Below are 12,750 nucleotides of genomic sequence, written 5' to 3' on the forward strand. Positions count from 1 at the left end.
ATCCTCTTACTGTGAGGGCTGACTGACGGCGTTTTCTGCCGCCGGTGGCGTAACCGTCAGCGTAGTGCCGCCAACGGAAAGCGCCTGAACTTCACGATCGTACATCGCTTCACCATAAGCCGGTGGAACAGTAAAGACGCCGGTATTGGTTGGCTTAATCTGATAGATGAATTCCTGTACTTTATTGGTTGCTCTACCATAAATCAGCACGCGATCTTCCCGGATGTCGCTGTATTCCGGCTGCCAGCTGGAGCCACTTACGCTGATTGGCGATAGCCATACATCGTTAGTGCTTTCACTCTCCTCTTCACCGTTTGAAGCCTGTGGCGTTTGTTGTACTACTTCAAACCCACCCGGTAGTAAATCGACAATCGCCAGATTATCCAGGCCTTCTGCTGAGTTGGACCGAATTTTCAGGTGGACATACAGATTTTGCCCCAGAGTGATCTGAGTCACCGGCTGGCCTTTTTCATCGGTATAATCGCGGGTGATTTCTAACCCACGGGTGATAGCCTCTTTTGGTGCCTGTAAGTCATAACCTGATTGCGTAACCACATACCAGGCCGGTGCCTTAGCCGGGTTATCAAACAGGATCTCTTTGGTACCTTCAGCAAACTGCGCTTTAGCAATAAAGCCCATCAGGGTAGAGGCCACTTGTGGTGCTGTACCCTCCTGACCTGTTCTGGTACTGATGGTCAATCCATTCGCGCCATCGGTATTGGTCGCGACTAAGGCCGAGTATTGTTCCAGAGCTAAAATACTCATGGCAGAAGAGAGCGTTGTGTAACGTTCTGCTTTTAGCGTCAATACCATATTCTCCAGCAGTTGCGGAGGAATCTGTGCCGCTTTTTCCGGGAAGTGGCGGGTGATCAGATACAGACGCGTGCTGTCCTGAACCAGCGGATCCAGATAGCTTTGTGTCCACCAGGCTTTATCATAAGCATTGCTGAGCAGCTTCCAGGTTGGTTGTAGTAACTGTTCAGCCTGCTGGTCCATTTTCAGCATCTTATAAGCACTCGCCAGATATAGCGCGCTCAGGTCCTGCTGCCAACGTTCTGGATAGTTATTTTGTAACCGGCTCTGAATTGCCGCTAACTCATTGGTGGTGATCTCGCCCTGTCTGGTGAGCAGGTAAGCGGCAAAGGCGCGTAAACGCAATTCGCTAAGACTGCGGAAAGCGTCATTTGCAGCCAGACTGCGCAGGTAAAGGTTAGCTGACTTCAGTAGTGCTTCAGGAACCGGATAATCAGCCGCTTTTGCTTCCAGCATATATTGCACAGCATAAGGAGTAATAAACGCATCAGGATTTGGCGTTGAACGCCATTCACCAATGGCTCCCCGGTTATTCTGCCGTGATAGCAGTACCGTCAGGGTTTGCTTAATTTGGTCGCGTACTTCAGTCTGGCTCAAAGTGCCTTTCATTTCCGGATGGTTATTCTGGAACAGCAGTGGAACTGCCCGGCTGATGATCTGCTCAGAGCAACTATTCGGATAATCGATCAGGTATTTCGCCAGGCCGTTAGTCAACACTAACGGTGAATGGCTTACGCTGGCATCGCGCTGGGCGAATGCCGGGAACATCTGACGAATATCTTTCACACTCTGTTGTGAACCATCCATACGACCCATAACGGTTTGTGTACGGTATGGCATTGCAGGGCGCAGAGAGAGACTAACCGTGCGCTGAGCGGACTTATCACCATAGGCTGCTTTAAACACCACGGAGGCATTACCGAGGTTATCCTGAGCGCGCAGGCGGAAAGTAACCAACCCTTCCTGCTTCTCTGCCAGTGTTAATACCCGTTCTGCTTCACCGACCACTTGTAGCTGAGGCGGTGGGGTAATTGACACTTTCAAATCGGCTTTGGCACCATTGAGGTCGGTCAGGTTATTGGCTACGCCCAGACTGACATCAAACTCATCTCCCGGAGAAACCATCATGGGAAGATTTGGCGTTAGTACAAAGTCATCGCGCACGGTGGTGTAGTTCATCGCCCGGCCAATGCGTTCCGGAGTAACGGAAATCGCCATTACCCGGATCTTGCCGTTGAAGTAGTCAGGTACCGGATAGTTAAAGGTCACTTCACCGTTAACGTCGGTAATACCGGACCAGTAAGCCACTGGCTTATCTCTTTTACGTTTAAATGGATTAAGATGCAGATCAACACTCTCACCTGCATCACCGCCCGGTGCTGAGGTCAGGGACATGATCTTACTGAACTCTGGCAGGATCAGATCCAATATCTGGGCACTTTCAACGCTGAGAACACGTTTACGGAAAAAGTAATCCAACGGATCTTTTAACTGATAACGGGCAACCTGCAAGATACCTTCATCAACCGCAAACACCGCAACGCGCTGTGGCGAATCTGTGGTGACTTTGATGGCCAGCGTTTCGCCCGGTTTAATCACATTCGGCGATTCGATAGTCATTTTTGCCTGACGCGCCTGATGGCTGATTTTAAACGGCATTACGCCATAGCTCAGCGGGCTCATAAATATCTCATCAGAGTTAATGTCGCGGATAAACTGCACGTTAATATAGCCGTTGCCTTCCATCTCTGCCGGCACGCGGATCTTCTGGATAGAACTGGTGGTGGACGAATGGAACCACTGCCAGCTATACACTTTGTCGCGCTCGATAGTAATGATACCGCTACCGGTATAAGGCGCATTGATAGCAATTTCTATCTCTTCACCCGGCAGGTACTGTGCTTTGTCCAGCTTCATCTTCAGTTCAGCATCACGGTCCAGCGAGCGGGAAATATTGGCATTACCTGCAACCGTGTAGTCAACCCGATTAAGCACTTTATCGTTGGCATCTTTAATCACCAGAACAAAACTTCCTGGCTTACTGGTATCGAGGATAAAGTCAGAACCCTGCGCTGCGATGGACATCTGCTGTTCAGAGATCGTCTCTTCTTTCAGTTTGGACTGATATTTGTACACACCGGAGTCTTGTTTAGTGAGTACCGACAGATACTTTTGCTCAACCAGCGACACTTTGACATCCGTTAGCGGAATAGAGGCCAACTGAGGATCAATTGCAATGATGTTCAGATGGCGCGCCGCATTATGATGGATATAGTCCAGATCGCCATCGGCTTTTACGCCCACCAGATAATCGTAAGGTGAAACGATAACCCGTGCAGCGGCACTGACTGAGCGTCCACTACCGGCTTCAAATGCTTCAGAAACCAGCTGTAGTTGATAGGTTGCAGCGGCATAGGAATTGATGCCTAAAGGAATCTCTGCGTTACCCTCTTTATCGGTAGTCTGCTCTTCAAGTTCGGTATCAAATCCTTCATCGCTGTGGCGATTTTCATAGAACATATAGTCCGGAAATTGACCGAAGCTTGGGTAAATAGGGCGTAACGTCAGTTTGGAGGTGACACGACGATCCTGAGCCGGCGTCCCAAACAGGTTTTGTACGTTAATGGCCGCTTTTAACTCTTGTGGCTTAACCCAGCCCTGACGACGGTCTGGCGTTAGCTTCAGTTCAACTTTTAGTTTGTCTGGTTCAAACTCTTTCACTTTAACCGTGGTGCTGCCTAGCAGTCGGGAACTGCTGTTATCTTTGCCAACCAGATACAGATAGATGCTCCAGTCTCCGGTTGGTGAGTTCTCACTGGTGGTGTAGCTGAGTTCGTTAAATCCGGCTTTGTCCAGCGTTAGAGGAATGGTGCTCATCACTGTATCGCGCGGATCGCGAATTTCTGCCCGCAGAGGAATACCTTCCACCGACGTTTTCCAGTCAACGGTACGGGTAATTAAACCAATATTAAAGGTATCACCCGGACGGTATACGCCACGATCGGAGAACAGATAGCTGTTTAACGTTCTTGGGTCCGTTGGGTTTTCTTCGCCATAAATATCGAAGCGGGAGAAATCCAGCTCGCGGTCGTAATAAGCGGTAGTTGGCAGGAAGGAGACATCGCCTTCTTTTTCAACCAGGAACATTACCGGGGAACGCTCATTGCGGAACTCTTCTAGTGACGGGAAGCGCGCATGACCATCGTTGCTGGTGGTCTGGCTCAGCAGCACAACGCCATTTTTGCCCACCACCGAGACTTTAGCGCCGTTAACCGGGCTACCAGAGTAAATAGACTGAACGAATACATCACGTGAGCCGTCCAGAGACTTCTTGGTGATAATGCCCAGATCGGTAACCACAACAAAGCGCGAGTCCAGAGTAGGATTTTCTTCCTGCTCTTCATCTGACTGTTCTTCTATCGCATCAGGATCGTTACCGTCATATTCAGCGTCTGCCTTTTTGGCTTTTTTCGCCGGATCCCATTGGGAAAGCGTCAGCAGGAAAATACCGCGTTTAGCGTTAGGGTCGTTGGTCAGATAACGGGAAAGGTCGATGCCCTGATAGTTAATTTCACCCGGCTGATCGTTTTTCAACGCGGTTTGGTGAGTAAAGTGCTCGGTAAAATATTCACTGTCTAAACGACGAAAATCAACAGAGCTAAACTCACGGTATTTAAATGAGACGATGTGTTGTAACTGGCTGGGAATAACCCGCTTAATGTCCAGTTGTAATCCCGGCATATTGCGCGCGGCAACGGTGATATGTTTTTCCCCGTGCATTGAAAGCAGAGAACCTTCAGACATAAAGCGCAAAGTTTTAGGGTAATCCGGTACGGTAATAATCCGATACTGCTTCTGTTTAAACTTATAACCTCCGGCAGAGGTTATATTGTTTTCAACTTCTACCAGCAGCGAACGATTAGCCGGTGCATCAAACGCAAAACTGAATACAGACTGATTTTCTTGCTCGGTATCATTCAGGGTGAGGGCCAAAGCTTTTGATTGCGCCATGACCTTTTCATCAACCATTTCCAGATTCCAGCCGTAAAAATCGGTTGGTTTCAGATTCTGATTATCATCTTCCGGATTATGCTGTGGTAATAACCAGGCGGTGACTGACTTTTTGATGGCCTTATCGTTAACGCTATCGTTAGTTTCAACAATCAGCGCTTTGGCACTTTTACCGTTATCAGTATCGACTAATACGGCATTGACGCCGGTTAGCTGCAAGCTATACAGACCAGGAACATTAACCAAATTACTTTGAGCCTGCTCAACCTGATTAGCGGTAACGGTGGATTTGACCCCTTTGCCAACCAACAGTTTTACCTGACCAGCATTATCCGGCAGCGACAGCGACTCTGAGTGTACCCAGGCCTTCATTTTTTTATCATCATAAACCACTGAATATTTCAGCGGTTGGGAAGGTAACAGAGACAGAGAGAGCTGTTTTTCGAAACTGACCACATCAACCGGAGCATTAAAACTCACGGTAAAAATGGCGCTTTTTTTCTGTGGATCTTGTGGATCGCGATAAAATTCAGCCTGATTCAGGCCATACTTAAAGGGCTCGGTAGTGAAATCATAACTGGTGTTATTCAGCTTAATTTGCGGGGCAACCAGTTTGTCGGCATCCAGTTTTATCTGGTACTTCTGACCCATGGGCAAAATTTTGCTGGCCGTAAAGGCCAGGGTTCTTTCATCTTCCCATTTCCATTCACCTTCTATTGCAGGTGTTATGCTGATGCCCTGTGACAGCGTTTTGCCAACCAGCGTAATGGGTGCTGAGGAGTGTGAAAAACGCAAGGTTATGCGCTGAGGTGAAGGCTTGGTCGATGAATAGTCATAAGCGCGAGGGGATATCACACGAATATCGGTTTGTTGATAAACCATCGGCGCCGGTTCTATCGGCTTAGGACGATTAAGGTTCCAGTGATAGCCATAAACAGATGCTCCTCCCACGGCGGCAAGCAAAACAATAGCCAGAGATATCCCTTTCGGATGGCGATTTACCCAGGTTTCCGCAGCGGTAAATAGTTGCCCAATGAATTTGGACCAGCGTGGTAATTGCCAGTGAACTCGTCCGATAACAGGGGACAGAATCTTACTGACAAGGCGAAAGATGGCACTGATAGTCCACCAAATAGCACGCAGAAGTGTGAAGGGAAGCCGCAATATAAACCGTAGTAAATCCATATAGATAATCCTTTAAATACTGCTGAATATTGTGGGGTGGTGTTTCTGAGTAAGGATCCATTCTGTTTCTTGTCGGTATGTTATCTCAGAATGACCACACACAATAGTAGCTAATGGTATAAATATGAGGCACAGCAAGGAATCTAAGGCAATAAGCGTTGAATGTTATTTAGATATCAGAATGATAAATAGAACAGTAATTAACCTGTTTTTTAGCGCTTTTATATTCTATTCAATTCAGTTAAATTTATCCTGGACATACTCGGATAACGATGTTTATTAATTGTACCCATAATAAGAATACATTACTCAGGGAAAATAGTGATGCTTCCTATGCCAGAAAGACCCGAAGAGACCATTATTGGCCTGATGTCCTTAGTGCAAGGAATGGGAAAAAGAGAACTTATTAAGCCAGGGGTGATAATTCCTAGTGACGGGCCTGATATTATTATTTTTTATCAAGGTGAAGCTGAGTTAAGAAGAAAGTCTGACGATCTATTATTATTCTCAAGTGAGAATCGTCAACTTATTGGTTTGCCAATGAGTGAAACCTATCAACGGTTTTGTTATTTGCGTACTAATAGCATTTGCGATATTGAACTTGTTGAACGTAGTGCATTTTTTCAAGTGGTGGAAAAAGAACATCGTTAGTTGGATGTTATCGCAGTGTTGTCGTACTATCACGCCGTTTTCTTGTGGCGCGATAGCTACGCCCATACCAAAAGCTCATATCTGGTGGTTCGTCACTTGCTGTTGCAGCTTAATCTGCTGCCGAAGGAAAAACGTTATAGCATTAATATTGCTGAATTTATTCAGGAACGAACTAATTTATCTCGCAGTTATATTATGAAAGTATTATCAGATTTAAAAACTGGGGGCTATATTACCTTGAGAAAAGGGCGGTTAATTGAATTAAATCATTTGCCTGCTAAATATTAAGCTCATTATTTTAGTAAGTGTCTTATATAAGGCACTTACCTATTTATTTTCATTTAAATATACTACTTATCTATTTATTAAAATAGATGCTATTTATCAGTTAGTGTTTGTTTTTTGTATATTGTTCAGGTGTTGTATTTAATATAACTATTACAGTGTTGTTAATTTAAATGATATGAGTTAATTGGTTATTGAATCGAAAATCATTTTCTGGAACAATTTAATTGTATCGTATTTATAATGCATCTTATTAAGAATTATTATCACAATAATAATTCTATCAGACAGGGAATATGAGTCTTGAGTGGAAAAATAAGGATTAATAGATGGTTATATTATAGGTATCGTTATAGCTATTGGGCTATGGCTTTTATTTTGTTACTCATTGTAACCACCGGCCCTATACCCCGTACTTTTGCAGAAGATACCTTTAACCCTGCTTTTCTGGTCAGGGGAGTGACCAGTTCAAATAAGGCGGATGCACCAGCACATCACCGGTTTCAGCCGGGTGATACATACTATGTCGATATCTATATTAACGACAAAATGATTGATACCTGGTATGTCCCTTTTCAACTGCGTGAAAACTCTGAAGGTGAACGCAGTCTGCAGCCCTGTTTTAGTCTGGAAAATCTTAAACAATTGGGAATTAACGTTAACATTTATCCCCAACTGCAGTCAGACGAAACCAATACAGAACAATGCATGAATCTGTCGGCCATACCTCAGGCCAACGCGGTATTACAATTTAGCGCCCAGCGTTTAAATATCAGTTTACCCACAGAGGCTATTACCAATGTACCCAGCGGGTACGTTCCCGTCGATCGCTGGGATGATGGTATTAACGCCGTTTTGCTCAATTATAGTCTGGCCGGAGTACATAACATCGTCAGCTCAAACTCCGCTGCGGACTCACAGTTTATTAGCCTACAGCCGGGTATTAATCTTGGTGTATGGCGCTTTCGTCATTATTCAACCTGGAACAGCAGCGATCGGGATAAGCGTTGGGAATCCATTTATAGTTACGTTATGCGGGATATCCACTCGCTGAAAAGTCAGCTGACGATTGGTGAGAGTAATACGCCTTCAGAACTTTTTGATAGCGTGGCATTTCGTGGCATTCAGATTATGTCTGATGAGGATATGGTTACCGATAGTTTAAACGGTTATGTTCCGGTGGTCCGTGGGATCGCGCGTAGTAATGCTGAAGTGACAGTTCGCCAGAATGGTTATGTGATTTATCAATCACATGTTACCCCTGGGGCATTTGAAATTAATGATATTTATCCTACCGGTAGCTCAGGGGACTTAGACGTCACCATCAAAGAGGCGGACGGAAGCGAACAGCACCTCATCGTGCCTTATGCTTCATTAGCCATGTTGTTACGTGAGGGGGTAATGAAATATAGCCTGACCTCCGGGCAATATCGCTCTTACAACAACAGCATTGAAGCAACGGTGTTTACTCAATTGACCGGAAGTTATGGGTTGCCCTGGGGAATGACGGCCTATGGCGGTAGCCAGATTGCCGGTAGTAAATATCATGCGCTACAGGCGGGTTTTGGTAAAAGCATGGGGATTTTTGGGGCGCTATCTATTGATGCGACTCAGGCTAAATCTGTTCTCAGACAGGGTGAACATTTTATTCAAAACTATACGGGTCACTCTTTTCGGGCGCGTTATAACAAGAACATTTTACAAACGGGCACCAATGTTACGGTGGCGGGATATCGTTACTCTACTGATGGATTTTATGGTCTGACAGACGTTTTGGAGAGTTACAACAACAGTAAAAGTTATCAGAATCGCCAGCGTAACCGTCAGGAAGCCTTAGTTTCTCAAAAAGTCGGCGAAGGCGCGCTTTCCCTCAGCTTTATTAATGAAGATTACTGGAATAATAGCAGTACTGCTTCTGCCGGAATTGGCTACAACTTCAGTTGGGATCGCATTCGTTTTGGACTGAATTATACCTATAGCCGCAATACCAGTGCGAGCAGTGGAACCTCCTATACCGATAGTGACCAGATTTCTGCGCTGAATATCAGCATTCCTCTGGATCGTTGGCGCACGGGGACCAGCGCTAATTACTCCATCAGCAACAGTAAAAAAGGTGGCGTTACTCAAAATGCCGGCTTAAGTGGTAGTGGATTAGAGGGGAATAAGCTGATTTGGAATGCACAAACCGGCTACGACCATAACAATCGTAATACCACCGGTAATCTGGGGATGACCTACAAGGGGGGATATGGCGAAGCCAATACGACTTATAGCTATGATGACCATAACCAAAAACTTAATTATGGTGTAGCGGGTGGAGTAGTTTTACATCAGGATGGCATCACTCTGTCTCAGCCGTTGGGCGAGACAATTGCATTAATTAAAGCACCGGGTTTCAATCATGTTAACGTCAATAATCAAACGGGAGTCTATACCGATTTCCGGGGCTATAGCGTATTACCCAGCGTGCAGCCTTATCGAAGAAATCAGATATCACTCGCCTCATCAGGGGACGTGGAAAATGACCAATCTATCGAGCAGATACGCACCATCGTTCCGACCAGAGGGGCAGTGGCTGTTACGGAATTTGATGCCCATCCTGGTTATCGGGTGTTGATGACATTACTGCGCACTGAAGGCGGGCCGGTCCCTTTTGGTGCAGTGGCGACGCTGGAAAACGGTGAACAACCCCAAAGCGGTTTGGTGGGGGAAGAAGGGCAAGTTTTCCTGAGCGGTCTGGAGCAGGATGGTGATGTGCTGGTTCAGTGGGGCAAGGAGCATCAGCAGTCTTGCCGGGTTAGCTATCGATTACCAGAAGGTCTTCCACTGGGCGTTATCCACATGGTGCAACAGACCTGTAGCTAGCTGTTAGCTATTACGATCGATTTCTGTTGTTCCATCACCATATTGATAAAGATATCCCTGACGGGATTAGCAAATTTTGCATTCCAGCACATTCCCATACTCCAGCTGGCGTGCTCACCGGATAGCGGAATAATATCCACATCTGCCGGAGCGATGTGAACGGCACTGCCCTGAAATATTCCTACCCCCATCCCGGTAGAAACCAACGCCAGCATGGTTTGCATATCCTCAACATATTGAATCACTTTAGGTGACAGGCTGTTGGCTTGCAGAAATTTTTCAATTTGATGAGAAAGATGGGAGAAACCGGCACAAAATCCGGTGGCTATTTGAATAAAAGGGAGCTTATTTAGCTGCTGAACATAGTTTTGCGCGTTGATCTCGGTTGAAGGATAAAAGCGAGGATTAACCAGCAGTACCAAATTTTCCGTTAACAATGTGCGGCACTCTAAACCTGAGTGTACCGGCTGGCGTAAGAAGCCTATCTGTAACTGATTTTCCAGTAGCGCTTCTGTCTGCTTTGAAGAGGTCATATCTACCAGTTTAATGCTGATGCTGTCGTAGCGTTTTTTGAACTGAGCGGTTAACTGAGGAACGAGCTTTATTCCGGATAAACCATAGCCAATGGCCAGATTTCCCTTGATTTGGCGAGCACTATCTTGAGCAAACTGTTTAAATTCTTGTGCCTGGACAACCAGCCCTCTGGCTTTTTCATACAGCTGTTGACCAAACGATGATAGTTGGGCTCCATGACGGCCACGGGTAAATAGAGGAGCACCCAGCGATTGTTCCAGCGCTTTAATCTGTTTGGTTAATGCAGGTTGAGTGATAAACAGTTTTTGTGCGGCTTCTCTGAAGCTCAGGGATTCCGCAAGCACCACAAATGCATGCAACTGGCGTATTTCCATTATTCCATTCCTGTTGGTTATCACCGAAGGATAATTATTCATTATAAATAACAGCATGGTTTTGCTGTAATCCACTTATCGCGATGAAAACATTACCCGGTAGCAAGCTTACCACTGACAGCCGGATTCAGGTGGAACATTTATAACCTATTGCGGAGGATATATGAATAATAAACATTATGTTTTTTTATTAAAAGATGAAGTTATTGTTCCTCAATGTTTAGAAGATAAAGAGTGCGGTGAAGTTATTAGTTCATTACTTTATCAGGGATTTGTTGTCTCTAATGTTCATATATTATCTGAAGGAACAGAAGCGGCATTAAAGAAATATCAAATGAATAAGAATAAATACAGTAATGACTTCTTTGGTATGAATGTCAGTGCTGTTGTATGTTAATCAGTGACTGGCGACAGGATAGAGGCATGTTTAACGATTAGGGTTGTATGTGCTTTCTATCCTTTTGTTTACATTTGTTTTTGTTGATCTATTTGCTGCTAGAATATTCATCAGTCAGGCTGATGTTGTTGTTCAGGGCTGTTGATTGAATGTGATAAAAGTTATTTTTATTAGCTATTAATACAATAAGTTATATCTATTTTTCTCATTTTCTAACTCATGTGTTAGGCGATATTTGTCATTCCTTTTTCTTTTTTAAAGCGTATTCTGGTCAACGTTTTCAGTAGTTATTTATTATTTTGTAAAGCGTTGCTTGATTTATGGCTAACTTAATATTTGGCACTATTCTTAATAGTGCTGCATGTATTTTTGTTTCTTGAAAAAGGTATGAACATGTCTATTCACGAACTTATCGATCCAAAAAATTCGACTCTCATTTTTATCGATCATCAGCCACAAATGTCTTTTGGTGTTGCCAACATCGACCGCCAACAGTTGAAAAATAATACTGTCGCATTAGCCAAAGCGGGAAAAATCTTTAATGTACCGACCATTTATACCTCAGTTGAGACTGAAAGTTTCAGCGGTTATATCTGGCCTGAACTATTAGCGGTACATCCGGAAATTAAGCCAATCGAACGTACTTCCATGAACTCATGGGAAGATAAGGCGTTTGTTGAAGCGGTAAAAGCTACCGGCCGTAAAAAACTGATCATTTCAGCCCTGTGGACTGAAGTTTGCCTGACTTTCCCTGCATTGATGGCCTTAAAAGAAGGTTTTGAAGTCTATGTCGTGACAGACACTTCCGGCGGTACTTCCGTCGATGCCCATGAACGCGCTATTGATCGTATGGTTCAGGCTGGTGCCGTGCCGGTGACCTGGCAACAAGTTTTGCTGGAGTATCAACGTGACTGGGCCCGTAAAGAGACTTATGACGCGGTGATGGATTTAGTACGTGAGCACAGTGGTGCTTATGGTATGGGCGTGGACTACGCTTATACGCTGGTACACAAAGCCGCGCCTCGCACTAAGTGATGCACCCGGATGGCGCTTTGCGCCATCCCTTTTCTCGGGGAAATCTCTTTATGATGGCGAATTCCGAGCCAGCAACGCTGGTCATTACCCATAAAATACATGCTACTCACCGACTGGATTATGAACAGTGGTTACAGCGCATTATACCCATTGCTCAGCATTTCGAAGGTCATATGGGGGTTAACGTAATACGCCCATCCGGAGATGATGAAACCTATACGGTGTTAATTCGCTTTAACTCACTGGATAACCTGTACCGCTGGACTCAATCGGCCGAGCGGAAACAGTTAGTGGTAGATATAAAGCCAATTTTGGCCGGAGACGATGTATTAGAGGTTCGGCCGGGTGCTGAATTCTGGTTTACACCGCCTCAGGCAGGAGTAAGTAAACCTGCGCAATGGAAACAGTTTATTATTTCTATTGCGGTTATTTTTCCATCAACCCTGGTTGTTCCTTTGGTATGGGGATTTCTCTTTCCTCAACTGAAAGGAACCCTGCTGGGTCACTTTCTGAATGATGCCACCGTCGCCGGATTAATGGTCTATTTCTGGATGCCGATGATGACACGAATATTAGCTCGATGGCTAAAAGCCCGATAAG

8 protein-coding genes are annotated in these 12,750 nt (G+C 45.2%); 6 read left to right on the top strand and 2 right to left on the bottom strand.

Annotated features, from left to right (window positions below; genetic code table 11):
- Nucleotides 1-6: 6 nt before the first annotated feature.
- The gene (locus EKN56_RS02545) at nt 7-6,009 is read right to left on the bottom strand and encodes an alpha-2-macroglobulin family protein (protein ID WP_130590370.1); all 6,003 of its coding nucleotides are present in this window, start codon (nt 6,007-6,009) and stop codon (nt 7-9) included.
- Between the two features lie 324 nt (nt 6,010-6,333).
- Here EKN56_RS02545 and EKN56_RS02550 point away from each other — a divergent pair, with 324 nt between their 5' ends.
- The 3 genes from EKN56_RS02550 (at nt 6,334) to EKN56_RS02560 (ending at nt 9,810) form a co-directional block, all read left to right on the top strand.
- Entirely contained in the window at nt 6,334-6,660 is a 327-nt protein-coding gene (locus tag EKN56_RS02550) for a hypothetical protein (RefSeq protein WP_130590371.1), read from the top strand.
- On the top strand, nt 6,661-6,948 hold the full coding sequence (locus tag EKN56_RS02555) for a helix-turn-helix domain-containing protein (RefSeq protein WP_130590372.1): 288 nt from the start codon (nt 6,661-6,663) through the stop codon (nt 6,946-6,948). It begins immediately after the preceding gene.
- Nucleotides 6,949-7,311: 363 nt separating this feature from the next.
- On the top strand, nt 7,312-9,810 hold the full coding sequence (locus tag EKN56_RS02560; RefSeq protein ID WP_130590373.1) for a fimbria/pilus outer membrane usher protein: 2,499 nt from the start codon (nt 7,312-7,314) through the stop codon (nt 9,808-9,810).
- Here EKN56_RS02560 and EKN56_RS02565 read toward each other — a convergent pair.
- Complete coding sequence (locus EKN56_RS02565) at nt 9,807-10,718, bottom strand: LysR family transcriptional regulator (RefSeq protein ID WP_168189585.1); 912 nt, start codon at nt 10,716-10,718, stop codon at nt 9,807-9,809. The genes EKN56_RS02560 and EKN56_RS02565 overlap by 4 nt on opposite strands.
- A 163-nt stretch (nt 10,719-10,881) precedes the next feature.
- On the opposite strand from EKN56_RS02565, the gene EKN56_RS02570 reads away from it, so the two are divergent.
- From EKN56_RS02570 to EKN56_RS02580, 3 genes are all read left to right on the top strand, one after another.
- Nucleotides 10,882-11,115, top strand: a complete 234-nt coding sequence (locus tag EKN56_RS02570; protein ID WP_130590375.1) for a hypothetical protein — start codon at nt 10,882-10,884, stop codon at nt 11,113-11,115.
- A 393-nt stretch (nt 11,116-11,508) separates the two neighbouring features.
- Nucleotides 11,509-12,150 (top strand): hydrolase, encoded by a 642-nt coding sequence (locus tag EKN56_RS02575; RefSeq protein ID WP_130590376.1) that lies wholly within the window; start codon nt 11,509-11,511, stop codon nt 12,148-12,150.
- Between the two features lie 53 nt (nt 12,151-12,203).
- Nucleotides 12,204-12,749, top strand: a complete 546-nt coding sequence (locus tag EKN56_RS02580) for an antibiotic biosynthesis monooxygenase (RefSeq protein WP_130593571.1) — start codon at nt 12,204-12,206, stop codon at nt 12,747-12,749.
- The last annotated feature ends 1 nt before the right edge of the window (nt 12,750 follow it).

It is taken from the genome of Limnobaculum zhutongyuii, from assembly GCF_004295645.1.
In the GTDB taxonomy this organism is placed as follows: Bacteria; Pseudomonadota; Gammaproteobacteria; order Enterobacterales; family Enterobacteriaceae; genus Limnobaculum; species Limnobaculum zhutongyuii.